The organism is Pseudomonas sp. GNP014 (assembly GCF_054344005.1).
Map to the genome: position 1 here is coordinate 634,956 of NZ_JBTGUS010000001.1, position 25,983 is coordinate 660,938.

Annotated in this window: 24 protein-coding genes and 1 pseudogene; 12 read left to right on the forward strand and 13 right to left on the reverse strand. The window is 60.9% G+C overall.

Annotation, left to right across the window (positions count from 1 at the left end; genetic code table 11):
• The first annotated feature begins 370 nt into the window (after positions 1-370).
• From ACXX9E_RS03010 to ACXX9E_RS03035, 6 genes are all read left to right on the forward strand, one after another.
• Positions 371-847 carry an RNA polymerase sigma factor gene (locus ACXX9E_RS03010; protein ID WP_189655873.1) on the forward strand — a complete coding sequence of 159 codons (477 nt, stop codon included), beginning with the start codon at positions 371-373 and terminating at the stop codon, positions 845-847.
• Positions 844-1,818, forward strand: a complete 975-nt coding sequence (locus ACXX9E_RS03015; RefSeq protein ID WP_123469352.1) for a FecR domain-containing protein — start codon at positions 844-846, stop codon at positions 1,816-1,818. The genes ACXX9E_RS03010 and ACXX9E_RS03015 overlap by 4 nt, the downstream gene beginning before the upstream one ends.
• A gap of 231 nt (positions 1,819-2,049) precedes the next feature.
• Positions 2,050-4,476 carry a TonB-dependent siderophore receptor gene (locus ACXX9E_RS03020; RefSeq protein ID WP_458555011.1) on the forward strand — a complete coding sequence of 809 codons (2,427 nt, stop codon included), beginning with the start codon at positions 2,050-2,052 and terminating at the stop codon, positions 4,474-4,476.
• Positions 4,477-4,550: 74 nt separating this feature from the next.
• On the forward strand, positions 4,551-5,675 hold the full coding sequence (locus ACXX9E_RS03025; RefSeq protein ID WP_458555012.1) for a PepSY-associated TM helix domain-containing protein: 1,125 nt from the start codon (positions 4,551-4,553) through the stop codon (positions 5,673-5,675).
• Positions 5,672-5,851, forward strand: a complete 180-nt coding sequence (locus tag ACXX9E_RS03030) for a hypothetical protein (protein ID WP_458555013.1) — start codon at positions 5,672-5,674, stop codon at positions 5,849-5,851. The genes ACXX9E_RS03025 and ACXX9E_RS03030 overlap by 4 nt, the downstream gene beginning before the upstream one ends.
• Positions 5,852-6,060: 209 nt before the next feature.
• Complete coding sequence (locus tag ACXX9E_RS03035; RefSeq protein ID WP_123469360.1) at positions 6,061-6,690, forward strand: glutathione S-transferase; 630 nt, start codon at positions 6,061-6,063, stop codon at positions 6,688-6,690.
• A 246-nt stretch (positions 6,691-6,936) separates the two neighbouring features.
• Here the strand turns inward: ACXX9E_RS03035 and creD are convergent, their stop codons facing one another.
• The 4 genes from creD to rloA2 all read right to left on the reverse strand — a co-directional run bounded on the left by creD (position 6,937) and on the right by rloA2 (position 11,101).
• Positions 6,937-8,307 (reverse strand): cell envelope integrity protein CreD, encoded by a 1,371-nt coding sequence (gene creD, locus ACXX9E_RS03040; protein ID WP_458555014.1) that lies wholly within the window; start codon positions 8,305-8,307, stop codon positions 6,937-6,939.
• A 118-nt stretch (positions 8,308-8,425) separates the two neighbouring features.
• Positions 8,426-9,844 (reverse strand): two-component system sensor histidine kinase CreC, encoded by a 1,419-nt coding sequence (gene creC, locus ACXX9E_RS03045; protein WP_458555015.1) that lies wholly within the window; start codon positions 9,842-9,844, stop codon positions 8,426-8,428.
• Positions 9,844-10,524, reverse strand: a complete 681-nt coding sequence (gene creB / locus ACXX9E_RS03050; RefSeq protein WP_123469366.1) for a two-component system response regulator CreB — start codon at positions 10,522-10,524, stop codon at positions 9,844-9,846. The genes creC and creB overlap by 1 nt, the downstream gene beginning before the upstream one ends.
• Before the next feature lie 73 nt (positions 10,525-10,597).
• Positions 10,598-11,101: a retropepsin-like aspartic peptidase RloA2 gene (gene rloA2 / locus ACXX9E_RS03055; RefSeq protein WP_095189559.1), complete on the reverse strand. Its 504-nt coding sequence runs from the start codon at positions 11,099-11,101 to the stop codon at positions 10,598-10,600.
• Positions 11,102-11,408: 307 nt separating this feature from the next.
• Between rloA2 and yihG the strand changes: the two genes are divergently transcribed.
• On the forward strand, positions 11,409-12,296 hold the full coding sequence (yihG, locus tag ACXX9E_RS03060; RefSeq protein ID WP_458555016.1) for a 1-acylglycerol-3-phosphate O-acyltransferase, YihG family: 888 nt from the start codon (positions 11,409-11,411) through the stop codon (positions 12,294-12,296).
• On the opposite strand, the gene ACXX9E_RS03065 is transcribed toward yihG, so the two are convergent.
• Positions 12,297-12,854: a DUF2780 domain-containing protein gene (locus ACXX9E_RS03065; protein WP_123469370.1), complete on the reverse strand. Its 558-nt coding sequence runs from the start codon at positions 12,852-12,854 to the stop codon at positions 12,297-12,299.
• Positions 12,855-13,001: 147 nt separating this feature from the next.
• Here ACXX9E_RS03065 and ACXX9E_RS03070 point away from each other — a divergent pair, with 147 nt between their 5' ends.
• The 3 genes from ACXX9E_RS03070 to ACXX9E_RS03080 all read left to right on the forward strand — a co-directional run bounded on the left by ACXX9E_RS03070 (position 13,002) and on the right by ACXX9E_RS03080 (position 15,710).
• On the forward strand, positions 13,002-13,637 hold the full coding sequence (locus tag ACXX9E_RS03070; protein ID WP_458555017.1) for a sigma-70 family RNA polymerase sigma factor: 636 nt from the start codon (positions 13,002-13,004) through the stop codon (positions 13,635-13,637).
• Positions 13,634-14,308 (forward strand): anti-sigma factor, encoded by a 675-nt coding sequence (locus ACXX9E_RS03075; RefSeq protein ID WP_222834156.1) that lies wholly within the window; start codon positions 13,634-13,636, stop codon positions 14,306-14,308. The genes ACXX9E_RS03070 and ACXX9E_RS03075 overlap by 4 nt, the downstream gene beginning before the upstream one ends.
• A gap of 259 nt (positions 14,309-14,567) precedes the next feature.
• Positions 14,568-15,710 carry an IS481 family transposase gene (locus tag ACXX9E_RS03080; protein WP_409202038.1) on the forward strand — a complete coding sequence of 381 codons (1,143 nt, stop codon included), beginning with the start codon at positions 14,568-14,570 and terminating at the stop codon, positions 15,708-15,710.
• A 143-nt stretch (positions 15,711-15,853) separates the two neighbouring features.
• Here the strand turns inward: ACXX9E_RS03080 and ACXX9E_RS03085 are convergent.
• Positions 15,854-15,952, reverse strand: a pseudogene (locus ACXX9E_RS03085) (hypothetical protein); the annotation flags it as partial.
• Positions 15,953-16,167: 215 nt separating this feature from the next.
• Between ACXX9E_RS03085 and ACXX9E_RS03090 the strand changes: the two are divergent.
• The gene (locus ACXX9E_RS03090) at positions 16,168-16,356 is read left to right on the forward strand and encodes a hypothetical protein (protein ID WP_222834155.1); all 189 of its coding nucleotides are present in this window, start codon (positions 16,168-16,170) and stop codon (positions 16,354-16,356) included.
• A 73-nt stretch (positions 16,357-16,429) separates the two neighbouring features.
• Entirely contained in the window at positions 16,430-16,642 is a 213-nt protein-coding gene (locus tag ACXX9E_RS03095; protein WP_222834154.1) for a cold-shock protein, read from the forward strand.
• A 73-nt stretch (positions 16,643-16,715) separates the two neighbouring features.
• Here ACXX9E_RS03095 and fdhA read toward each other — a convergent pair whose 3' ends face one another.
• The 7 genes from fdhA to glyA form a co-directional block, all read right to left on the reverse strand.
• Positions 16,716-17,915, reverse strand: a complete 1,200-nt coding sequence (gene fdhA, locus ACXX9E_RS03100; RefSeq protein WP_064589551.1) for a formaldehyde dehydrogenase, glutathione-independent — start codon at positions 17,913-17,915, stop codon at positions 16,716-16,718.
• 200 nt (positions 17,916-18,115) lie between these two features.
• Positions 18,116-18,973, reverse strand: a complete 858-nt coding sequence (purU, locus tag ACXX9E_RS03105) for a formyltetrahydrofolate deformylase (RefSeq protein ID WP_064589552.1) — start codon at positions 18,971-18,973, stop codon at positions 18,116-18,118.
• Positions 18,974-19,205: 232 nt separating this feature from the next.
• Positions 19,206-19,838 (reverse strand): sarcosine oxidase subunit gamma, encoded by a 633-nt coding sequence (locus tag ACXX9E_RS03110; protein WP_123469376.1) that lies wholly within the window; start codon positions 19,836-19,838, stop codon positions 19,206-19,208.
• Positions 19,839-20,019: 181 nt separating this feature from the next.
• Positions 20,020-23,037: a sarcosine oxidase subunit alpha gene (locus tag ACXX9E_RS03115; RefSeq protein ID WP_123469378.1), complete on the reverse strand. Its 3,018-nt coding sequence runs from the start codon at positions 23,035-23,037 to the stop codon at positions 20,020-20,022.
• Positions 23,034-23,363, reverse strand: a complete 330-nt coding sequence (locus ACXX9E_RS03120) for a sarcosine oxidase subunit delta (RefSeq protein WP_008086922.1) — start codon at positions 23,361-23,363, stop codon at positions 23,034-23,036. Before ACXX9E_RS03120 ends, ACXX9E_RS03115 begins: the two co-directional genes overlap by 4 nt.
• A 14-nt stretch (positions 23,364-23,377) precedes the next feature.
• On the reverse strand, positions 23,378-24,628 hold the full coding sequence (locus ACXX9E_RS03125) for a sarcosine oxidase subunit beta (protein ID WP_003206307.1): 1,251 nt from the start codon (positions 24,626-24,628) through the stop codon (positions 23,378-23,380).
• 20 nt (positions 24,629-24,648) lie between these two features.
• Positions 24,649-25,902 carry a serine hydroxymethyltransferase gene (glyA, locus tag ACXX9E_RS03130; RefSeq protein ID WP_123469381.1) on the reverse strand — a complete coding sequence of 418 codons (1,254 nt, stop codon included), beginning with the start codon at positions 25,900-25,902 and terminating at the stop codon, positions 24,649-24,651.
• Between the last annotated feature and the right edge of the window lie 81 nt (positions 25,903-25,983).

A 25,983-nucleotide genomic window follows, 5' to 3' on the forward strand; every position in this document is an offset into this window, starting at 1 on the left:
GATTCACCGCAAAGCGTTCAGGTCGGTAGACCTCCAGAATATCCCTCGATCAGCCCCCTCTCCCGCCAGAAGAGAGGCCGACCGTGGTGTCTGCAGCCTTGCATCGACCTGAAAGACCGAGTCGATTGTGGATTCACCGCAAAGCGTTCAGGTCGGTAGACCTCCAGAGTATCCCCCCGATCGGTCCCCTCTCCCGCCGGGAGAGGGCCAGGGTGAGGGTCTGCCTTTTAAACACCCACCTGACCAGTGGCCAATTGCTAACCATTCCCACCTCTGCCAGAATCGCGAACAATTCTCGTTGGTTAATATTTCCCAATCGGTGCGTCTGGTGTCGTCAGTCCCAAGCCCTCACAGTGAACTCGTCGGTGCGATGTATCGCGACCATCGCGGTTGGCTGCTGGCATGGTTGCGGCGCAATGTGGCCTGTCCGCAGCGTGCCGAAGACCTGAGCCAGGACACCTTCGTGCGCCTGCTCGGTCGCGACGGGCTGCTGACGCCCCGCGAACCCCGGGCGTTTCTGCTGGCTATCGCCAAAGGGCTGTTGTTCGACTACTTCCGTCGCGCCGCGCTGGAACAGGCCTACCTCACCGAACTGATGCTGATCCCCGAAGGCGAACAACCTTCGGTGGAAGAACAGCAACTGATCCTCGAAGACCTCAAGACCATCGACCGCCTGCTCGGCACCTTGTCGACCAAGGCACGCGCCGCTTTCCTGTATAACCGCCTCGACGGCCTCAGCCATGCCGAGATCGCCGACAAGCTAGGCGTCTCGGTGCCGCGCGTGCGGCAATATCTGGCTCAAGGCATTCGTCAGTGTTACATCGCCCTGTACGGTGAGCCGACATGAGCCCGGCCAGTTCCAGACCGGTGCCGGCCCATGTGCTGGATGCGGCAATTGCCTGGCAACTGACGCTCGATTCGAGCACTGCGCTGGAGCGCGAAGAGTTCGCCAAATGGCACGCGGCCAACGAAGAACACGCCCGGGCCTGGCGCCAGTTGGGCATGCTCGATCAGCGTTTCAGTGCGGCCAAAGGCCCGGCCCGCAGTGCATTGCTGCAATCGCGCGAAGGCATTCGCCGCCGGGTGCGCAGACTGGGCAGCGGACTGGCCAGCGTGATGGTGCTCATCGGTCTCGGTCTGTTCGCCAGCGAGCGTTATCTGCCGCTGGATTACTGGCTCGCCGATCAACGCACCGCCACCGGCGAACAGCGCACCGTGCGCCTGGCCGACGGCACCGTGCTCAACCTCAACACCCACAGTGCGGTGGATGTGCGCTTCGATGAGCAGCGCCGGTTGATCGTGTTGCAGGAAGGCGAAATCCTCGTCGAAACCGGTCATGGTGATGCGCGTCCGTTCATCGTCGAGACCCGCGAGGGCAGCATGCGCGCATTGGGGACGCGGTTCCTGGTCAAGCGCGAGAACAGCGGCACACGCCTGAGCGTGTTGCAGTCGGCGGTGGCGGCGCATGCGCAAACAAATCCCGAAGAACAGATCCTGCGCGAAGGCCAGCAAGTGCTGTTGCGCCGTGACGGGCTGGATTCGATTGTCGCACTCAACCCCGGCGCCGATGCCTGGACCCGCGGCATGCTGGTGGTGGACAACGCGCGACTGGGCGACCTGGTGCAGGAACTGAGTCGTTATCGGCGCGGGCACTTGGGCGTGGCACCAGAAGTGGCGGACTTGCGGATCACCGGCAGCTTCCCGCTGCATGACACCGACAAGGCCTTGAGCGCCCTGCTGCCGACCCTGCCGGTGCAGATCGAGCAGCACACGCCGTATTGGGTCACCGTGGCGAAGGCCGATACCAAGCCTGAGTAACGCGGTGCCCGAGCCGCCGCCATCGCTGGCAAGCCAGCTCCCACAGGGATCGGCAGTGAGCATCAGTTTTGTGAACAGCACTGAAAACTGTGGGAGCTGGCTTGCCAGCGATGGGGCCCCTACAGCCTCCACTTTCAGTTAATCGAAATTATTTTCATCCAGCCCTATCACTTTTCGATTCTCGTTCGGCACACAGGCAATTGAGAAATATTTTCATTCAGGAGCCTTCGCATGTCCCGTTCGCTAGACACCTTGTTGCGCCCCAGTCTGTTGGCCGTCGCCATTGCCCTCGGCGCCCCGCTGATCAGCAGCCCGCTGCTCGCCGCTGAACAAGCGTCCAGCGTGCGCGCCTACAACCTGCCGGCGGCGCCGCTGTCGGCCACCCTGAACCAGATCGCCAGCCAGGGCGGTCTCGCCCTGTCGCTGAATCCGGCGCTGGCAGCGGGCAAGACCTCGGCGCCGGTCAATGGTCAGTACGACGTCGCCGGTGCGCTGCGTGCAGCCCTGCGTGGCACCGGCCTGCAGCTGGAACAAAGCAGCGCCGGCACCTACAGCCTGGTAGCCGTGCCCGAAGGGACATTGGCCCTGCCGGAAACCTCGGTCATCGGCGTGGAAAACCTCGAAAGCGCCTGGGGTCCGGTCGAGGGCTACACCGCCACGCGCACCGCCGCCGGCACAAAGACCGACACCGCGCTGGTCGAGGCACCGCGCTCGATCTCCGTCGCGACCCGCCAGCAAATGGACGACCGCAGCGTACACAGCCTCGACGACGCCGTGCGTTACATGCCGGGCATCACCGCCAGCAGCTACGGCAGCGATACCCGCGCCGACTGGCTGCGTGTGCGCGGCTTCGAACCGACCCAGTTCCTCGACGGCCTGCCGCTGCCCAAAGGCGTGTACGCCAACCCGAAACAGGAAACCTGGAACCTCGACCGCCTCGCCCTGCTGCGCGGCCCGGCCTCCTCGGTTTACGGCCAGACCCCGCCGGGCGGTCTGCTGGACATGGTCAGCCGCCGTCCAAGTGACATCGCCAGCAACGAAATCCAGCTGCAATACGGCAGCGACAACCATCGCCAGATCAACTTCGCCAGCACCGGCAAGATCGACGACGCCGGCCAATTCCTCTATGGCGTCAGCGGTGTCGTACGCGACAGTGGCACCCAGGTCGATCACGTCGACAACAAGCGCTACAACATCGCGCCGAGCCTGACCTGGAACATTGACGACGACACCAAGTTCACTCTGCTGAGCCAGTTCACTCGCGACGATACCGGCATCACCAGCCAGTTCCTGCCGGTGCAGGGCACCAAGATCAAATCGCCGTTCGGTGATATTTCCCACCACAAAAACCTCGGCGATCCGGACTGGGAATATTACGACCGCACCTACTACGCGCTGGGCTACGCCTTCGAACATCGCCTGAACGACGTCTGGCAGTTCAAGCAGAACCTGCGCTACACCAAGTCGGACCTGTCGTTCCAGTCGCTGACGCCGGGCTCTTATCCGTTCGCGCAAGTGGATGATCAGGGCAACGTCAATCGCACCAGCACCAGCGTCGACGAAGACATCAGCCAGTTCGCCGTGGACAACAACTTCCAGGCCGACTTCGCCACCGGCGATATCCGCCACACCTTGCTGCTGGGCCTTGATCACCAGCGCAGCAACACCCACTACACCTCGATCTTCGGTGACGGCCTGGCCACCAACGTGATCACCCCGATCTACGGTCAGCCAATCGTGCGCCCAGCGCGCTCCACCGCGTTTTACGATTACGATCAGAAGACCTACCAGACCGGCCTGTACATCCAGGATCAGATGGCCCTCGACCAGTGGCGCCTGACCCTCGGCGGCCGTGAAGACTGGGTGCATACCGGCACCCGATTCATCAACAAGGGCGATGCCACCAACACCCAGCGCGACAAGGCATTCAGCGGCAACGCAGCGCTCAGCTATGTCTTCGACAACGGGTTTGTGCCGTACCTGTCGTATGCCGAATCCTTCCAGCCAACCTCTGGCGCCGATGCCACCTCCACCGGTTCGCTCAAGCCGACCGAAGGCAAGCAATGGGAACTGGGCATCAAGTACCAGCCACCGGGCAGCAAGACATTGCTGAGCGCAGCGGTGTATGACCTGACCCAGAAAAACGTTTCGGTGAACACCTTCGTCAACAACGTGTCGGTCACCAGCCAGACCGGTGAAGTGAAAGTCAAAGGCCTGGAGCTGGAAGCGACCTCGGACGTGACCGAAAACCTCAAAGTCATTGCCGCCTACACCCTGGCCAAGTCCGAAGTGCAGAACGGCGTCGACAAGGGCAATCGCCTGCAACTGATGCCCAATCAGCAAGCGTCGCTGTGGACCGACTACACCTGGCACGCCGGCGTACTCGACGGCTTCGGCATTGGCGGCGGCGTGCGTTACACCGGCAACACCTACGGCGACAAGGCCAATACCTGGCTGGGCAAGGCGGACGCCTACACCGTGTTCGACGCGAGCGTGCATTACGACCTCGGTCGTCTGGACAACAGCCTCAAGGGCGCGTCGCTGGCACTCAACGCGACCAACCTGTTCGACAAGGAATACATTTCCACCTGCGACAGCTTCTACTGCTACTACGGCGACACGCGCAGTGTCGTCGCCAGCGCCACTTACAAGTGGTAAGCGTCTGAGCTGAAACAGGCCCTGTGACCAGGCCGTCCTCCGTGGACGGCCTTGGTGTTTTTGAAGGTCATGAAATGAAAAGTAAAACAATTCGCCGCTGGTCGTTCATCCACACCTGGACCAGCCTGATCTGCACGGTGTTTTTGCTGATGCTGGCACTGACCGGTCTGCCGCTGATCTTTCACCACGAGATCGAGCACCTGCTCGGCGATGCGCCCCAAGTGCGCGAGATGCCGGCCGGCACGCCACGCCTGAATCTGGCGCAACTGGTGCAAGCCGCCGAAAAACATCGCCCGGATGACGTGGTGCAGTATTTCGGTTTCGACGACGATGAGCCAAACGCCGTGCTGACGATCATGGCGAAAACCGCCGGCACCGAACCGAACTCATCGCACACCTTCATGCTCGATGCGCGCACCGGCGAAGCACTGGAAACACCGTCGGCCAACGGTGGCTTGATGCTGTTCATCCTCCGTCTGCATGTGGACATGTTCGCCGGGTTGCCGGGCAAGTTGCTGCTGGCGTTCATGGGGCTGCTGTTTGTGGTGGCGATTGTCTCGGGGACGGTGCTGTATCTGCCGTTCATGCGTCGGTTGAAATTCGGCACCGTGCGCCAGGACAAATCCACCCGCCTGCGCTGGCTCGACCTGCATAACCTGATCGGCGTGGTCACCCTGACCTGGGCGCTGGTGGTGGGCGTGACCGGGGTAATCAGTGCCTGCGCCGACCTGATAATCGCGGCGTGGCGCGAGGACACCTTGAACACCCTGATCGCGCCGTATCGCGATGCGCCGCCCCTGACGCAGCTGGCCCCCGCCACACGCTTGCTCGACATCGCCGGCGACGTCGCGCCGGGGATGAAACCAGACTTCATTGCCTTTCCCGGCACGCGTTTTTCCAGCGAACATCATTATTCGGTGTTCATGAAGGGCGGCACGCACCTGACTTCGCACCTGCTGACGCCGGTGTTGATCGACGCCACGACGCTGCAAGTCACCGCCGTGGCCGAACGCCCGTGGTACATGGACGCCATGGGCATGTCGCAGCCGCTGCACTTCGGTGACTACGGCGGCATGCCGATGAAGATCCTCTGGGCCACGCTCGATGTGCTGACCATCATCGTCCTCGGCAGTGGGGTGTACCTCTGGGTGGTGCGGCGTAAAGCGGCGAAACCACTGCAGGTGGGGGCTTGTGCATGAAGCCGCGTCAGTCGAGTTTCTGGAAAGTGTTCAGCACGCCGATCGTGATCGCGTTGCTCAGTGCGGCGGGATTGTTTGCGGCGTTGTTGGGGGACGGGGTTTGGGATGCGTTGAGCTGGGTCGGACTCGGTGTTCCGGCATTTTTGGCGATCAGGGGATTGCTGCAGCGCTGGTAGTTTTTGTGTTGTCGGTGATGGCCTCATCGCTGGCAAGCCAGCTCCCACAGGGACTTCTGGTGAACCCGAAATGTGTGTTCACTGCAAAAACCTGTGGGAGCTGGCTTGCCAGCGATGGTGACCTTCAAGGCACCATAAATTCCCTCGCCAGCCTCGCGGCTTGTGGCTAGGCTAACCTCCTGCTCTTCGACGATCACCGAGGTTTGCCAATGTCCGCCCCCAGCATGACCCTGTACCACAACACGCTCTCCCCGTTCGTGCGCAAAGTGATGGTGTTGCTGCACGAGACCGGCCAGCAGGATCGCGTCGCCTTGCAAGACTGCGTGCTCAGCCCGGTCAGCCCGAGCGCCGAGCTCAATATCGACAACCCGCTGGGCAAGATCCCCGCCCTGCGTCTGGCCGATGGCAACGTCATCCATGACAGCCGGGTGATCCTCGAATACCTCGACCAGCAGCACGTCGGCAACCCACTGATTCCCCGCGAAGGCGCGGCCCGCTGGCGCCGCCTGACTCTGGCCTCGATGGCCGACGGGATCATGGATGCGTCGGTGATGGTGCGTTATGAGTTGGTCCTGCGTGCTCCGGAAAAACACTGGGACGAATGGCTCGAAGCCCAGCGCGACAAGATCCGCCGCGCCCTCGCCGTGCTAGAGCGCGACGCAATTGCCGAGCTGACCAGCCACTTTGATGTGGCGGCGATCAGCGTGGCGTGTGCGCTGGGTTACCTCGACCTGCGCTTCCCGGACCTGGGCTGGCGGGATGCCAACCCGCAACTGGCCAACTGGTTCTTTGAAGTGAGTCAGCGACCGTCCATGATCGCGACGATGCCCAAGCCCTGAATAGGCGGAGCCTGCTCCGGCCTCATCGTTGGCAAGCCAACTCCCACAGGGGTTGTGGCTATGGCAGAGACGCCTGACTCAGCAAAGCTCCAACACTGGATTTGGGTGTGACAGAGGATTCTGATTCAACACAAATCCTGTGGGAGCTGGCTTGCCAGCGATGGCACCCACGCGGTGCCGGCGGCAGTGACGCAAATATCAGCGTCACCAATACTTGCACTTCTCGCTGTTCCTCACGCAACCCGCTCATTGCATCGCCCCCACATCAAACTCCAACGGCCTGGCCGATTTCTGCCCGATCCCGTACCAGTCCAGTTTGCGCGTCAGCACCATGAACACCCCCAGCAGGCCGAACAGCAGCAACGAGCCCATCAACAACGCGTAATCCTCGGCGCTCAGCAATCCATAGAGCAGGCCATACAACGCCGCCAGTCCTGCCGAAAAACTCAGACCATGCCGCACGCTGCGCAGTACGTGGCAGACATAAAACCCGATCAACAACACACAAGCGCTGGCCGACAACAGATACGCCAGGGCAAACCCGATGTGCTCCGACAGCGACAGCAGCAACAGATAAAAGAACGCCAGCGCCACACCCACCAATGCGTATTGCACCGGGTGCACCGCCAGGCTTTTGAGCACTTCGAACAGGAAGAAACCGGCAAACGTCAGGACAATGAACAGCAGCGCATATTTGATCGCCCGGTCACTCTTCAGATACTGATCCACCGGGTCGATGAAGCTCACGCCGAAGCTGCGACCGTTGAACGCCTCGCAATCATTGCCGCTGACGCACCGGCTCATGGCGTCTTGCAGGTTGGTCGAGAAGAAGGTGGTCTGCCAGTCGGCGCTGAAACCGGCGTCATTGATTTCCCGTTTGGCCGGCAAAAAGTTGCCGATGAAGCTTGGATGCGGCCAGTTGGCGGCAAGGCTGACGCTGCTACTCTTGCCCACTGGCAACACCTGCAACGAACCGGTGCCTTGCAGACGCAAATCGAAGGCGAAACCCAGCTCCGTGGTTTTAAGGGTATCAAGCAGCGGCAGCGTGACCCGCACACCTTCGCCGAGCCAACCGACTTGAGTACCAGGAACGAAGTCCAGGCGCTGGCCATCGAGTTCCAGTTTCAGCGCATTTTCGATGCCGCGAATGTCGCTGATGCCGACCGCGAGAAACGGCGCATCGAACTGGTAATCGCTGAAGTCTTCCTTGATGCCCAGCTGTGCCGGCAACGAGAAATGGCCGTTGATACGGTTATCGGCGTGGAACAGCCGCGCCTCGTAAATCCCCCGGGCACGCAGTTCGGTCTGCACCTGGCCGTCGAGTTCGAAACGCTCCGGCAAAAAGTACAACCGCCCGCGCTCCTCGCCTGGTTCGTCGTAGCGCTGATTGGTTTTGTCGTTGAGCTTCCAGTTGTGAACCACCTTGCGATACGGCACGACCATCACCGGCCCGCGCAGTTGCTGGCTGTAGCTGGAGCTGCGGGCGATGTCTTCGAGCACGCCATCGCGCAACTGCTGGCGGTCGTCGATGACGCCGTCGATCATCAGCAGCGGGATCAACAACAGCAGGATCAGCAGGGCGATGGCGCCGAGCTTGATCGTCAGATTCTTGTTCATGGGACTCTCCCTGTTTGGATGGGCAGAGTCTGCTGGTGCTGTATGAGGGGAATGTGGGGGAAATATGGAGATTGTGTGGAGACTGCACCGGTCTGCTCGCGATGGCCGCGCCTCGGTTTCAAGGCAGGCGCAATGTCACTTCAACTCCGTTTTCAACATTGCGAATCTGCATCGCCCCACCATGCAACTTGACCACTTCTTCAACGAAGTTAAGCCCCAATCCCGTGCTTTTTCGCCCACTGTCCGGGCGTGGCAATGAGTAGAAGCGTTCAGTCAAACGCGGCAAGGCGTAATCGGGAATCGCTGCTGTTTCATTGAACAACCGGCATTCGATCTGCTCGCCAACCCGCTCGCCGGTGAAGCGCAACAACCCCTGCGACGGGGTGAAATCCAGCGCATTCTCCAGCAAGTTGCCCAACGCCTGACGCAGCAGAAACGGCTCGCCGATCAACAGCAGATCCGCCGCAATCGTCTGCTCGACCCGCAGTTGCTTGCCTTCAATCCGCGCCGTCTGCGCCCGCAACAATTCATCGACCAGTGCCGCCAACGGCACGGCGACGCGTTCTTCCAGACCCTGCCGCTGCTCGACCTGCGCCAGATTGAGCAATCGTTCGATCAACTGCTGCATCCGCGCACTTTCGCTGTCGATGTTGCCGACAAAACGCAGGCGCTGAACCGGCGGCATGTCGCCCTGCAGCAACTCCGCCGCGCCACGAATCGCCGCCAGCGGACTCTTCAATTCATGGGTCAGGGTGTGCACATAGCGTTCGACGTAGGCCTTGCCTTCCAGTTGAGTGCGCATCTGTTCCACAGCGGTCGCCAGCTGTTCCAGCTCACCCCCGCGGTAATGCGGCACTTCTACCCGCCGGCCCTCGCTCACCGCCTGGGCGTAACCGGTCAAACGGTGCAGCGCACGGCTCAGCCACCACGACAACAAGGCGCCAAACAGCAGGCCGAGACCGATCAACCCGGCGCCGTAAAACAGCAAGCGGCGCTCGGTGCGATCGACATACGGCTGCAACGAGCTGTTGGGTTTGGCCACGGTGACCACGCCGATGATCTTGCCGTTATCGCGGATCGGCGCGCCGACGTGCATCACCGAGGAACTGGCGTCATTCGGATCACTGCGGCTCGAACGCGCGCCGTATTCGCCACGCAGGGTCAGGTAAACGTCGTTCCAGCGCGAGTAATCCTGACCGACCGCCACCCCACTGGAATCGAGCACGACGATGCCCTTGGCGTCGGTGACGTAGATGCGGTGGTTGACCTGATTTTTCGGCAACCCCCAGATGGTCGCTTGCGGCTGGCGTTCGCCATAGGCGCGCAGCAACTGCGGCCAGCGGTTTTCGCTGAGGGTGCCGGCCTTGAAATCGTCGCGCAGGATTTCCGCCATCAGGTTGGCGGTGTCGACCAGGGTTTCTTCGGTGGACTGACGCACGCCCGGGCGGATTTCTTCCATTACCGTGTTGAGCACGAAATAACCGGTCAGGCCGACAAACAGTACATACACCAGGAAGATCCGCAGCCCCAGCGACATCAGCTGTGCCCCGGGCTGTAGCTGTAACCGAGGCCGCGATGAGTCTGGATCGGCTCGGCATCGGCCTGCACCAGCCGCAGTTTGGCGCGCACGCTTTTGATATGGCTGTCGATGCTGCGCTCGTAACCGGCGTCGGCGGCAACGCCCAGCGCGTCGAGCAATTGCTCGCGACTGAAGACTCGCTGCGGTTGGTCGAGCAGGCATTGCAGCAGACGGAATTCGTGGCGGGTCAGGCTCAGTGGCTGGCCACGGTAAGTGATCAACACACGCTCGAGGTCGATGCGAAACAGCGTCGAGGTGGCTTCGATCAGCGGTCGCGGCGCCATGCGCTTGAGAATCGCCCGCACCCGGGCGGCGACTTCCCGGGGGCTGAACGGCTTGACCACGTAGTCGTCGGCGCCGATCTCCAGGCCCACCACACGGTCGATCTCGGCATCCCGGGCGCTGAGGAACAGCACCGGCACTTCAGTGAAGCGCCGCAGCTGTTTGCAGGTCTCGAAGCCACTGATGTCCGGCAGGCCGATGTCGAGAATGATCAGATCGGCCGGGGTCTGCCGCTGATGCTCCAGCGCCGCCGCGCCGAGGCTCAGCCACGTGGTGGTGAACCCCTCGCCCTGCAGGGCAAAAATCAGCGTGTCGGCAATCGCCGCTTCGTCTTCGACAATCAGGATATGAGGCATGGCGTCCGAGCCCGTGGGTTAGGTGCGCGAACGGTGCCCCAAGCCTGACGTTACGTCAATGAGACCACTTGGCTCAGCAGTCTGGCTTGTCCGCCGTGAAGCGCCGCGCCGGGTTTACCGCTGCGCCAAATTCGCGCAGGGCCTTGGCACCGATCAGCAGCGGGTAGTTGAAGTTGCTGCGGTCGGTCAGGTTGACCTCAACGGTGCGCTTGACGTTGCCCAGGCACAGCTCCAGATCGACCACCGGGCGCTTGGCGACTTCGGTGCTGTCGCCCTCGTCTTCTTCATCGGAGCGGCTTTTGATCTTGCTGATCCGCGCCACTTTGTGTTCGTAGACCTTGTTGCTGGCGTCCTTGGTGCCGAGGCGGAAGCGCACCCATTCATCGCCATCGCGGGTGAAGGTTTCGATGTCCTTGGCCGACAGCGATGCGGTCAGTGCTCCGGTGTCCATCTTGGCCTTGAGTACTTCGCCGCCGATTTCCGGCAGCGCGATGTATTCATAACGCCCGTACAGGGTCGGCTCGGCGGCCATGACCGGCAGGGCGACGAGGGCAAACAGTGCAAGGAGGGATTTCACGTAGAGGGCTTCCTTGGAAAATGAGGGCGTCAGACGCGAGATTTTAGACAGCCAGCAAGCAATTCGTTCGCCGCTGAGACCGCATCGCTGGCAAGCCAGCGCCCACAAGGAGCTTCAGCGAATGTAATTCTTGCGCACACCCGATAAACCTCTGGGAGCTGGCTTGCCAGCGATGCGGCCAGCCCGTTCAACACGATATCTGGCCCAAGCATACCCAGCCAAAAGTGAAACATTTGTCACCCGCGATTTGGCCTGTCGTCCGAAGCCACTTATCATGGCGCGCCCATCCAACGTCATAGAGTTGCCTATGCGCCGCCTGCTCACCGGCTGTTTCGTCACCCTGATGCTGTTGCTCAACACCCTGATCCTGATCGGGCCATTGATGGTCTTTGCCCTGCTCAAACTGGTGGCGCCCGGGCGCTGGCGTGACTATGCGTCGGGGGCGGTGATGTGGATCGCCGAGACCTGGGCCGAGATCGACAAGCTGATTTTCCGCCTGTGCATCCCCACCCGATGGGATATTCGCGGCGGCGAAAACCTGCGCGGTGACACCTCCTATCTGGTGGTCAGCAACCACCAGTCGTGGGTCGACATTCCGGCACTGATCCAGACCCTGAACCGGCGCACGCCGTTCTTCAAGTTCTTCCTCAAGAAGGAGCTGATCTGGGTGCCGTTCCTGGGGCTGGCGTGGTGGGCGCTGGATTACCCGTTCATGAAGCGCTACACCAAGGCCTTTCTGGCCAAACACCCGGAACTGGCCGGCAAGGATCTGGAGATCACCCGGCAGGCCTGCGAGCTGTTCAAGCGCCAGCCGGTGACCGTGGTGAATTATCTGGAAGGTACCCGCTACACCGCGGCGAAAAGTGCGCAGCAACAGTCGCCGTTCAACCACTTGCTCAAGCCCAAGGCCGGCGGCGTGGCGTTTGTACTGGCGGCGATGGGTGAACAGCTGGATGCGATGCTCGATGTGACAGTGGTTTATCCACAGGCGAACATCCCGGGCTTCTGGGATTTGATCAGCGGCAACGTGCCGCGGGTGATCGTCGATATCAAGAACCGCGAACTCGACCCGGCGTTGTGGCAGGGCGATTACGAGAATGATCCGGCGTTTCGCCAGACGGTCCAGAACTGGGTCAACCAGCTCTGGACCGAGAAAGACCAGCGCATTGCCGAACTGCGCGGCGAGCGCGGCTGATCAGCTACCGGTGCCGGCGCCCCAGATGCTGCCCAGGCTTTGCAGCAGAGGGCCGCCGACGCCTTGATCACCCAGGTACTTGAGCAGTACCGGGGCAAACTGGCCGACCATGCCGCTGTCCATGCCCAGTGCGCCGAAGGCGTTGTTCAGGTCATTGGTGTCCTTGACGTTGCCCAGCGCATTTTCCAGGCCAGCGGATTTGCCGGACTGACCGAGCAAACCGCTCAACGCCGCCAGATTGCCGCCACCGCCCGACAACTTGTCGATGCCCGGCACTTCTTTGGCCAACTGCGAATAATCGGCGCTGCTCAATTGGTTCTTGGCCAGGCCCAGCATCGCGCTGGTGCCACCCACGGCTTGTTGCGGCGTGACACCCAGACCGGTGACGGCTTGCAGCAGACCGGCGGTTTCCGACGTCGGCGCGGCGGCGGTGGCAGCGTTGCCGCCCTGCATGCTTGAAGCCGCCTTGGTCACGTCGTCCAGGCTGAAACCGGCGAACACCGGGCTCGCTGCAAGGGTCATCAGTGAAGCCAAGGCAATACCGCGTGAAATCTTCATTCAGACATCCTCTTGCACTGTGGTAACCGCCCTTCAATGGGCGGCAAAACTGCCGGTTTGACCGGGTTTCGGCCGGCATGTTCCTCGCCGGCGCATCCATTTTCAGGATAGCCACGTATATAAAACGTGAAACCGCGGACACCTGTCATGAATGGCACAAGCGCTGTTGCTGAACTAGCCTGTGAACAGCTCGAGATCAGACCTCGTCGTGCGACCATTGCCTGGAGAAACGTCATTTCCACCGCCGACACCGATCAGTTGCGCCAGCTGTTGGCCCAGTGCTCACTGGGTGACCGGCGTGCCTTCGAAACCCTTTATCGCAGCGTCGGCCCGCGCCTGCACGGCGTGGCCCTGCGTTTTATGGGCCGCACCGATCTGGCCGAGGAAGTGCTGCAGGAAAGCTTCGTGCGCATCTGGAACAACGCCTCGCGCTACCAGGCCCATTTGTCGGCGCCGATGACCTGGATGATCAACATCACCCGCAATCAGGCCATCGACCAATTGCGCAAACATCGCGACCGGCCACTGACCGATGTCGAACAGGACACCCTCGCCGACGAAGGCCCTTCGGCGCATGAACTGTTGAACAGCAGCCGGGAAGCCAGCGCACTGCACCGCTGCCTGGACACCCTCGACGGCCAGCAACGCCAGTCGATCACGGTGGCTTACTTTCAGGGCCTGTCCTGTTCGGAACTGGCCGAACACCTGGCCGCGCCGCTGGGTTCGGTGAAATCGTGGATTCGCCGTGGCCTGGAACGTCTGCGCAGGTGTCTTGAATCATGAACTACCAGACCCCAGCCCTGCGCCGCGCCCTCGCTGCCGATTACGCCATCGGCCTGATGGCCCCGGCGGCGCGTCGACGCTTCGAGCAATTGCTGCTGGACGACGCGGCATTAAGGGTCGAACTGGCGCATTGGCAGGAAAGCCTCGCCAGCCTCACCGAAACGCTGCCGCAAGTTCCGGTGCCGGAGCGCGTATGGCAAGGCGTCACCGCGCGCATCGAACCGCAAGTGCTGCATGTTCCCGAGAAGCGGCCGTTCTGGAACTGGCTGCGCGTCACCGCTGCACTGTGTTCAATCGTGGTGCTGGTCTTCCTCGGCTCCCTGTACAACCGCGACGACGCCCGCTACCGCGCCACCCTGCTGACCGCCAATGCGCAACCGGCGTTGAAGGTCGAGGCGCATGCGGATTATCTGCAAGTCGAGCCGCTGACATTGGCGGCGGTCGATCCGGGCCGCAGCCTGGAGTTGTGGGCGATTCCGGCGGATGGCAAGCCGATTTCGCTGGGGGTGATCCCGGCGGGAGGCAAAGGCAAGGTTGAGTTGAACGAGGCGCAGAAAGCCTTGATCGGCAAACCGATTGCTTTGGCGGTAAGTCTTGAGCCTAAAGGGGGTTCACCGACCGGGCAGCCGACGGGGCCGGTTCTGTATCAGGGGGCCTTGGCAGCGCTGTAAAGCAAAGCCCCTCACCCTGGCCCTCTCCCAGAGGGAGAGGGGACTGACCGTGGTGTTCTCTCGAGTTTTATCGACCTGAAATACCGAGCCGATTATGGATTCACAGCGGTATTTTCAGGTCGGCGTAAATTGTGAGCATCCCTCGGTCGGCCCCCTCTCCCTCCGGGAGTGTATGTACCGGACACATGGTGGACAGGTGTTCGGAGACATGGTGGACACTTTTTAATAGGCACATTGCTCATCACTAAGGAGATGACCTGTGTCTTGGGAAGAGGTGTCCACTGTGCAGCTTCGTTCAGAATTCGTGCTTTTGGCTCGGCAAGAAGGGGCCAATGTCCGGCAGCTTTGCCGTCGATTTAATATCAGCCCAAGCACCGCCTATAAATGGCTTAACAGGTTTGAAAACCTGGGTGCAGAAGGACTGAACGATCAGTCTCGACGACCGAAGACATCACCCAAGCGATGTGCTGATGAGGTTGAACAGCAGATTCTGACCGTGAGTCAGGAGTACGCGGCCTGGGGCGCTCGCAAGCTCAAACGTGTGTTGGAAGACAACGGCTTAGTGATGCCTTCGGTCAGTACCGTGCATGCGGTTTTACAGCGTCATTCACGCGTTGATCCAAAGGCCGCCGAGATCAAACCGTTTATCCGTTTTGAGCATGAAGCGCCCAACGATCTTTGGCAGATGGACTTCAAGGGGCATATCAGTCTGGGTCAGGGGCGTTGCCATCCGTTGACGATGCTGGACGATCATTCGCGGTTTTCACTGTGCATCGCGGCGTGTATCAATGAGCAGCGCGACACCGTCCAGGAGCATCTGGTCCGGGCCTTTCGGCGCTATGGCCTGCCTTTGCGCATGACGATGGACAACGGCTCTCCATGGGGTGATCAGACAGGCGTTTATACCGCGCTGGAGGTCTGGCTGATGAGTCAAGGCATCAAGGTCGGCCACTCACGACCTTATCATCCGCAAACCCAAGGAAAGCTGGAACGCTTCCACCGCAGTCTGAAAAATGAAGTCCTCCAGGGTCAGCACTTTAACGATCTCAACAGCGCGCAACGGGCGTTTGATATCTGGCGTGATATTTACAACCAGAAGCGCCCGCATCAAGCGCTGGACATGCAGGTTCCTGCTACTCGGTACAGCAGCAGCTCAAGGGAATATCAGGAGCAACCCGCAGCGCCGGAGTACGACGATGGTGATGTGGTCAGGAAGGTTCAGGTAAAGGGCGAGATCTACTGGAGGAACCGTGAATACACAGTCGGGAAAGCTTTTTACGGGAAGTCAGTAGCTATCCGGGAAACGACGGAGGACGGCATCCACGATGTCTACTGGAGTAGACATCGCATCGCCCGAATCGACTTGAACTTGCAGATCGTTACAGCAGGTAAGAAGATCTAAAACCGTCCACCATGTCTCCGAACATGTGTCCACCATGTCTCCGGTACATACAGGGAGAGGGCTGGGGTGAGGGTAGCTTTTGACCTGGGCTTGCAACAAAAAACGGCGACCCCGAGGTCGCCGTTTTATATTGCGCTCAAGCCTTACGCCGCACTGAACAACTTATGCGGATCAATCACAAACTTCTTCGGCACGCCCGCATCGAACTCGCCATGCCCTTCCGGTGCCTGATCGAGGCTGATCTCCCGCGCAGGACCTCAAACCCGCGAAACAACCGAAGGCAGCGATCTTTTTAGGTCGTTAATTACTTGTCGTGAAAATCAATATTTCAAAAAGAACTAGACCCCTGTCAGATCTGACAGGTGTCTAGCTATCCGGGCTGGAATAGGCTGCTGGTGTGTCAATTGTTCGAAGAAAGCGAGGTGCAACTAACGGTCATTCAACGGGAGATACGGTGATGGAGAAGCAACTCAGTCCGCGCGATCAACTGCTCGAATCAGATGTCCCGCCGATCATCTTTTGCATCAGCCCGGACGATCCGATCATCAAATACATCAAAGCGGGGCAGAAGGTTACTTATGACCTTATGCGGGGTGATAACGGTCAGTACTACGCCGTGGACATCAGATTGGCTCATCACGAATGAAAGCCACTCAGATGATTTCGTAGTTCGGCTACTTCGTGAGTTTCACAAAATCAATCAAAACGGAAAGCAAAAAATGTCAAACAGAACAAAGGGAACAGTTAAGTGGTTCAACGATGAGAAAGGTTTTGGGTTCATCACTCCGCTTGATGGAGGAGCGGATCTGTTTGTTCACTTCAAGGCAATCGAATCCGACGGTTTCAAAAGCTTAAAAGAGGGGCAGATCGTAAGTTATGTAGCTGAACCTGGGCAGAAAGGTATGCAAGCGGCAGAGGTAAGAATCGAGTAGAAATGTCGTATGGAAGCTCGGCATTTACTTAAAAAAACGGCGCTCGAAGGCGCCGTTTTTTTGGTTGGTATTGTTACGCCGCACTAAACAACTTATGCGGATCAATCACAAACTTCTTCGGCACACCGGCATCGAACTCGCCATAACCTTCTGGCGCCTGATCCAGACTGATCACCTGCACACCCACCACTTCGGCAATGTTAATGCGATCCCACATGATCGCCTGCATCAGTTGGCGGTTGTACTTCATCACCGGGGTCTGGCCGGTGTGGAAGCTGTGGGACTTTGCCCAGCCGAGGCCGAAGCGGATGCTCAGGCTGCCCATTTTCGCGGCGGCGTCCACGGCGCCCGGATCTTCGGTGACGTACAGGCCCGGGATACCGATCTTGCCCGCCACACGCACCACGCCCATCAGCGAGTTGAGCACGGTGGCCGGGGCTTCGGCTTTCACCCCGTCGTGGCCGTGGCCGCGGGCTTCGAAGCCCACACAGTCCACCGCGCAATCGACTTCCGGCTCGCCCAGCAATGCGGCGATCTGTTCGTGCAGTGGCGTGTCTTGCGACAGGTCGACCACTTCAAAACCCTGCGCCTTGGCGTGGGCCAGACGGATGGTGTTGACGTCGCCGATGATCACCACCGCCGCACCCAGCAAGCGCGCCGAAGCGGCAGCGGCCAGGCCGACCGGGCCGGCGCCCGCGATGTAAACGGTGCTGCCCGGACCAACGCCAGCGGTGACGGCACCGTGGTAGCCGGTCGGGAGGATGTCGGAGAGGCAGGTCAGGTCGCGGATTTTCTCCATGGCCTTGTCGCGGTCCGGCAGTTTCAGCAGGTTGAAGTCGGCGTACGGCACCAACACGTACTCGGCCTGGCCCCCGGTCCAGTCGCCCATGTCGACGTAACCGTAAGCGCCGCCGGCACGGGCCGGGTTGACGGTCAGGCAGACGCCGGTGTGTTGCTCCTTGCAGGAACGGCAGCGCCCGCAAGCCACGTTGAACGGTACGGAAACCAGGTCGCCGATTTTCAGGTTCTCGACGTCGGAACCCTTTTCGATCACTTCGCCGGTGATTTCGTGGCCCAGCACCAGACCGGTCTGCGCCGTGGTACGGCCGCGCACCATGTGCTGGTCGGAGCCACAAATGTTGGTGGAAACCACTTTGAGAATGACCCCGTGCTCGATCTTGCGACCGCGCGGGTCCTGCATTTTCGGATAGTCGATTTTCTGTACTTCGACCTTGCCAGCGCCGAGATACACCACACCACGATTGCCAGACATGCTTTCACCTCGCTGTTGTTTTTATGGAACCGCGTTGCCCAGGCAGGCAGCGCGTTAAGTGCTCGGGTACAGATGCTGATTGTTGTGTTGCCTGTTATGGCCTCATCGCTGGCAAGCCAGCTCCCACAGGATTCGGGTTGGATTCAGATTTTGTATACGACACAAATCCCTGTGGGAGCTGGCTTGCCAGCGATGGCGATCTAGAGAACGACCGTGCGATTGGCGTTGAGAAACACCCTTCTTTCGATGTGATACCCAACCGCCCGCGCCAGGGTCAGGCCCTCGATATCCCGCCCCTTGGCAATCAAGTCCTCGGGGTAATGACTGTGATCCACCGCCTCGACGCCCTGGGCGATGATCGGCCCCTCATCGAGGTCGTTGTTGATGTAATGCGCCGTCGCACCGACCAGCTTCACGCCCTTGTTGTAGGCCTGGTGATACGGCTTGGCGCCCTTGAACCCCGGCAGCAGCGAGTGGTGAATATTGATCGCCTTGCCATCGAGCTTGCGGCACAGCTCCGGCGACAACACCTGCATGTAGCGGGCAAGGATCACCAGCTCGGCGCCGGACTCTTCGATCACCTGCCACACCTGACGCTCCTGCGACGGTTTGTCGTTGGGGTCGAGGGGGAAATGGTAGTAGGGAATCTGGTGCCAGTCGGCCAGCGGCTTGAGGTCCGGATGGTTGGACACCACCGCCGCGACGTCCATCGACAACTGGCCGATGCGCTGCCGGTAGAGCAAGTCGTTGAGACAGTGATCGGCCTTGGAGACCATGATCACCACTTTTGGCCGGTAGTTTGGCGCGGTCAGTTCGAAGACCATGCCAAAGGCCTGACCACGCTCGGCTAAGCCGGCGCGGAAGGACTGTTCGTCGAACCCGTCAGGCTGACGGAATTCCACGCGAATGAAGAAACGGCCGGAGAGGCGGTCATCGAACGAGTGGTGCTCGGTAACGTAGCAACCCTGCTCGAACAGAAAACGCGTCACCGCGTCCACAGTGCCGAGGACGCTGGGGCAGTCGGCGGTCAGAATCCATGTGTCTGGGGCGCGGCTCATGGTGCGGTGACTCCTGTTTCAACATCTGTTAGCAGAGTGAACTCTGAACTGGGCTGACCTGTGCTGAACTGCTTTTGTGGCGAGGGGATTTATCCCCGTTGGGTGGCGAAGCCGCCCCAAAACCAATCACCGCGGTTTATCAGGTAGATCGAATTCACAGGTTTTGCGACTGCTTCGCAGCCGAGCGGGGATAAATCCCCTCGCCACAGAAGCAGTCATGAGCCAAACGGGGTCAGGCCTGGACGCTGAGACCGTACTCAGCCGATGCATCCTGCAACCACAACCACCAATAATCCGAAAAGCTGCGACGGATCAGCAGCTCCCAGGTGTCTTCAGCGGTGTGGCGAATCATCAGCTGCGATTTGGCAAACACCGTGCCGACCGCTTTACCGACCGGGAAGTTGTTCGGGTGCACGTCGTAGCTGGTGGATTTCATCAGCACCTGACGCACGTTCGGCCCGCTCAGTTCGAGCACTTGCTGGCCGCCGCTGACGTTGACGATCGCGATGTGCAGATCACCCAGCGCTTCGCGCAGTTTTTGCTCGGCGGCGAATTCTTCACCGCTCGGCACGATCAACAGCCACTCGTCCGGGCCCATCCATTGCAGGCTGGATTCGCCTTTGACGATCACGCTCAGGGCGCCGGGCAATTCGATGCCCAAGGCCTTGTGCACACCAGCGGCGAAGGCTGCATCGTGGCCATCGCCACGGATGGTCAGGTGGCCGAGGAGTTTCTTTTCACGCACGGTGACGCCGGCATTCTTGCGACCCTTGCCAACCAGGCTGGCGAGGTCGGCATGGTGCAGCGACGACTCGGCACGGGCACCGGTGGTCGGGCGTTGTTGGTACACGTTGGCTGTGGTCATAAAGCACCTATATCAATTCTGTTGGTTCCGGCCCCTGTGGTGGCTGTTACTCCGCCTTCGCGAGCAAGCTCGCTCCCACACTGGACTGATGCCTGACACAAATCCCATTAACAACCCGAAACCTGTGGGAGCGAGCTTGCTCGCGAAGGCGATATCCGCCACCCCACAGGATTCCAGAGCATCAGATGTTCTGCCGATCACCCTTCGGATCGAAGAACACCGAAGAAACGATTTCCGCCTCGATCACGCTGCCATCGGCCAGCGGTGCAAACACCCGCTCACCCATGCGCTTCAGACCGCCCTTGACCACGCCCATGGCAAACGAATAGCCGAGGGAGTTGTGCGCGTAGCTGGAGGTCACGTGGCCGACCATGGTCATCGGGATCGCCTGCTTGGTGTTGAACACCAGTTGCGCACCTTCCGGCAGCCAGACGTTCGGATCAATCGGCTTCAGGCCCACCAGTTGTTTGCGCTGATCACGCACGCAGTCTTCACGGTTCATCCCACGCTGGCCGATCCACGAGAACGGTTTGGTGCGACCCACACACCAGCCCATGTTCAGGTCGTCCGGGGTCATCGAGCCGTCCGTGTCCTGACCGACGATGATGAAACCCTTCTCCGCCCGCAGCACGTGCATGGTTTCAGTGCCATACGGGGTCAGGTTGTACTGCTTGCCGGCCTCGACGATTTTCTCCAGCACGCCCATCGCGTAGTCGGCCTGGACGTTGACTTCGTACGACAGCTCACCGGTGAACGAGATACGGAACACCCGCGCCGGCACACCGCCGACCAGACCTTCTTTCCAGGTCATGAACGGGAACGCTTCGTTGCTCAGATCAATGTCGGTCACGGCGCTGAGCAGCTTGCGGCTGTTCGGTCCGGACAGGGTCATGGTCGCCCAGTGGTCGGTGACGGAGGTGAAGTAGACCTTCATGTCCGGCCATTCGGTCTGGTGGTACAGCTCCAGCCATTGCAGTACGCGCGCCGCGCCGCCGGTGGTGGTGGTCATGACGAAATGGTTGTCCGCCAGGCACGCCGTTACACCGTCATCGAAGACCATGCCGTCTTCTTTGCACATCAGGCCATAACGGGCCTTGCCCACGTCGAGCTTGGTCCAGGCATTGGTGTACACGCGGTTGAGGAACTCGCGGGCATCCGGGCCCTGGATGTCGATCTTGCCCAGGGTCGAGGCGTCGAGCAGGCCGACGCTGTCGCGCACGGCTTTGCATTCGCGCTTCACAGCGGCGTGCAGGTCTTCACCGTTTTTCGGGAAATACCATGGACGCTTCCACTGACCAACGTCTTCAAATTCGGCACCGTTCTTCACATGCCAGGCATGCAGCGCGGTATAGCGCACCGGTTCGAAGATGTGCCCACAGTGACGACCGGCCACGGCGCCGAAGGTGACCGGCGTGTAGTTCGGACGGAACATCGTGGTGCCCATCTGCGGGATGGTCACGTTCAGCGAACGGGCGGCAATCGCCAGGCCGTTGACGTTGCCAAGCTTGCCCTGATCGGTGCCGAAGCCCAGCGCGGTATAACGTTTGACGTGTTCGACCGACTCGAAACCTTCGCGGGTCGCCAGTTCGATGGCGGCGGCGGTGACGTCGTTCTGCAGGTCGACGAATTGCTTCGGCGCGCGCGCGGTGCCCTTCTCATGCGGCACCTGGAACAGCGCCAGGGTCGGTTCTTCAACACGGCTCAGGGCTTTGGGCAGCACGCCTTCGACAGTCTGGAACCCGGCTTCGGCCGCAGCGCGCACGCCACCTTCGAAGCCGTCGGCCAGCGAATCGCCGAGGCCATACACGCCGTTGATGCCGCCGACGCACACACGCTTCTGCGGTGCTTCGCCCGGTACGAAACCGAGGATGTCTTCACGCCAGATCGGCTTGCCACCGAGGTGCGAAGCCAAGTGCACAACCGGGCTGTAACCGCCGGAACTGGCGATCACGTCGCAGTCGAGCCATTCGCCCGGGCTGGTCACGGTGTGCGCTTTAACGTCGATCGCCGCCACACGGGCAGCGGTCACGCGCTTGCTGCCACGGGCCTCGATCACGGCGCTGCCGGTGAGGATGCGGATGCCTTTGGCACGAGCTTCTTCCACCAGCGCACCACGCGGGTTGCTGCGCGCATCGGCGATGGCCACCACTTGCAGGCTGGCGTCGAGCCAGTCCAGAGCGACGCGGTAAGCGTGATCGTTGTTGGTGGTCAGCACCAGCTTCTTGCCCGGTGCCACGCCGTAACGGCGCACGTAAGTCGAGACCGCGCCGGCGAGCATGTTGCCCGGCACGTCGTTGTTGCCGTAGACCAGTGGACGCTCGTGAGCGCCGGTCGCCAGCACCACACGTTTGGCGCGAACGCGGTGGATGCGCTGACGCACCTGACCGATCGGCGCACGGTCACCGAGGTGGTCGGTGAGGCGTTCGTGAATGGTCAGGAAATTGTGGTCGTGGTAGCCGTTGACCGTGGCGCGCGGCAACAGCAGCACGTCCGGGGTGTTCTTCAATTCAGCGATGACACTGGCCACCCACTCGATCGCCGGTTTGCCGTCGAGGCTCTCGCGGGAATCAAGCAGGCTGCCGCCGAACTCTTCCTGCTCATCGGCGAGAATCACCCGGGCACCGCTGCGTGCGGCGGCCAGGGCGGCGGCGAGACCGGCAGGGCCGGCGCCGACAATCAGCACGTCGCAGTGCTGGTTCATGTAGTCGTAGGTGTCCGGATCGACTTCAGTCGGCGAACGGCCAAGGCCGGCAGCCTTGCGAATGTACTTCTCGTAAGTCATCCAGAACGATTGCGGGTACATGAAGGTTTTGTAGTAGAAACCCGGCGGCATCAGCTTGCCGCCGACCTTGCCGAGAATCCCCATCATGTCGTTGTTGACGCTCGGCCAGCCATTGGTGCTGGTGGCGACCAGGCCTTGGTACAACGCCTGTTGCGTGGCGCGCACGTTGGGAATTTGCGTGGCTTCGGTGGCACCGATCTGCAGCACGGCGTTCGGCTCTTCGGCACCGGCGGCGAAGATCCCGCGTGGCCGTGAATACTTGAAGCTGCGACCGATGATGTCGACGCCATTGGCGATCAGCGCCGAGGCCAGCGAGTCGCCCTCGAAGCCTTTATAAGTCTGGCCGTTGAAGGTGAAGCTCAGCACTTTGTTGCGGTCGATCCGTCCACCGTTGGACAGGCGATTGGTCTGGCTCATACCTTCTCTCCCAGCGCCGTCGTGGCTGTTTTCGCCGAATCAGCCTTGTCGGTGAATTGCGGCTTGGTGCCGATCTTGTAGGTTTCGAGAATCTCGTAGGTCACGGTGTCGCGGGTGACGTTGAAGTACTGGCGGCAACCGGCGACGTGATCCCACAGTTCGTGGTGCAGACCACGCGGGTTATCGCGGAAGAACATGTAGTCGCCCCACTCTTCATCAGTGCAGGCGGCAGGATCCAGTGGGCGCGGAATGTGCGCCTGGCCGGATGCGTGGAATTCCTCTTCGGAGCGCAGTTCGCCGCAGTGAGGACAGAAGATATGCAACATGGGGATTTCTCCTGTTAGTGGGCGACGGCAGCAGCGCCGTGTTCGTCGATGAGTGCGCCGTTGTGGAAACGGTCGATGGAAAACGGGGCGGCCAACGGGTGCATTTCACCCTTGGCCAGACTCGCGGCAAACACGTTGCCCGAGCCAGGTGTGGCCTTGAAGCCGCCGGTGCCCCAACCGCAGTTGAAGAACATGTTCGGCACCGGGGTTTTCGAAATGATCGGGCAAGCGTCCGGCGTGGTGTCGACGATACCGCCCCACTGGCGGTTCATGCGCACCCGCGACAGCACCGGGAACATCTCGACGATGGCCTGGATGGTGTGCTCGATCACCGGGTACGAACCGCGCTGGCCGTAGCCGTTGTAGCCGTCGATACCGGCACCGATCACCAGGTCGCCCTTGTCGGACTGGCTGATGTAACCGTGCACGGCGTTGGACATGATCACGCTGTCGATAATCGGTTTGATCGGCTCGGACACCAGCGCTTGCAGCGGGTGGGACTCGATCGGCAGACGGAAACCGGCGAGCTTGGCCATGTGCCCGGAGTTACCGGCAGTCACCACACCGACGCGCTTGGCGCCGATGAAACCCTTGTTGGTTTCAACGCCGATGCACACGCCGTTTTCCTTGCGGAAACCGATCACTTCGGTCTGCTGGATCAAGTCCACGCCCAAGGCGTCGGCGGCACGGGCAAAGCCCCAGGCCACGGCATCGTGACGAGCGACGCCACCACGACGCTGAACGGTCGCGCCCATCACCGGGTAGCGGGTGTTTTTCGAGCAGTCGAGGTACGGGATCTCGTCAGCGACTTGCTTGGCATTGAGCAACTCGCCGTCGACGCCGTTGAGGCGGTTGGCGCTGACCCGACGCTCGGAATCACGGATGTCCTGCAGGGTGTGGCACAGGTTGTAGACGCCACGCTGGGAGAACATCACGTTGTAGTTCAGGTCCTGCGACAGGCCTTCCCACAATTTCATCGCGTGTTCGTACAGGTGCGCCGACTCGTCCCACAGGTAGTTGGAGCGAACGATAGTGGTGTTGCGCGCGGTGTTCCCGCCGCCCAGCCAGCCCTTCTCGACCACGGCCACGTTGGTGATGCCGTGCTCTTTCGCCAAGTAATAGGCAGTCGCCAGACCGTGCCCGCCGCCACCGACGATGACCACGTCGTAGACCTTCTTCGGCGTCGGCGTGCGCCACATGCGCTGCCAGTTTTCGTGGTGGCTGAGGGAGTGTTTGAAGAGGCCGAAGCCCGAATAGCGTTGCATAGTCATTTACTCCAAACCGCTCAGCGATAAACCGGGTAGTCGGCGCACAGTGCCGCGACGTTCTTGGCCACATTCGCTTCAACGTCGGCGTCACCGAGGTTGTCGAGGATGTCGCAGATCCAGCCGGCCAGCACTTCGCACTGGGCGACCTTGAAGCCACGCGTGGTGACCGCCGGGGTGCCGATGCGCAGGCCCGAGGTCACGAACGGCGATTGCGGGTCGTTCGGCACCGCGTTTTTGTTGACGGTGATGTGGGCGCGGCCGAGGGCGGCGTCCGCATCTTTGCCGGTCAGGCCCTGACGGATCAGGCTGACCAGGAACAGGTGGTTATCAGTGCCGCCGGACACTACATCGTAGCCACGTTTGATAAACACGCCGGCCATCGCTTTGGCGTTGTCGATCACTTGCTGTTGATAGGCCTTGAAGCCTGGCTCCAGCGCTTCCTTGAAGCACACCGCTTTACCGGCGATCACGTGCATCAGCGGGCCGCCCTGGGCGCCTGGGAACACCGCAGCGTTGAGCTTCTTCTCGATTTCTTCGTTGGACTTGGCCAGGATCAGCCCGCCACGCGGACCGCGCAGGGTTTTGTGCGTGGTGGTGGTGACCACGTCGGCGTACGGCAGCGGGTTCGGGTACAGACCGGCGGCGACCAGACCGGCGACGTGGGCCATGTCGACGAACAGCAGCGCGCCGACCTTGTCAGCAATCTGCCGGAAGCGCGGGAAGTCGAGGGTCTTGGAGTACGCGGAGAACCCGGCGACGATCATCTTCGGCTTGCACTCGACGGCCAGACGCTCGACTTCGTCGTAATCAATCAGCCCGGTGTCAGTGTTGATGCCGTACTGCACAGCGTTGTAGAGCTTGCCCGAGGACGACACTTTGGCGCCGTGGGTCAGGTGACCGCCGTGGGCCAGGCTCATGCCGAGGATGGTGTCGCCCGGCTGGATCAGCGCCAGGTACACGGCGCTGTTGGCCGACGAACCGGAGTGCGGCTGGACGTTGGCGTAATCGGCGCCGAACACTTGCTTGGCGCGCTCGATGGCCAGCGCTTCGACCTTATCCACATGCTCGCAGCCGCCGTAGTAGCGCTTGCCCGGATAGCCTTCGGCGTACTTGTTGGTGAGACCGCTGCCCTGGGCTTGCATGACACGTTTGCTGGTGTAGTTCTCTGACGCGATCAGCTCGATGTGATCTTCCTGACGTTGCTCCTCGGCATTCATCGCCGCCAGCAGTGCATCGTCGTAACCCTGGATCTGGTCTTGCTTGCTGAACATCGCGTCTCTCCCAGCGGCATCTGTGCGCCATTCGTCTCGGTAAGGCACCGGCAATCACGGCAGTGCCCTTTGATGCCGATG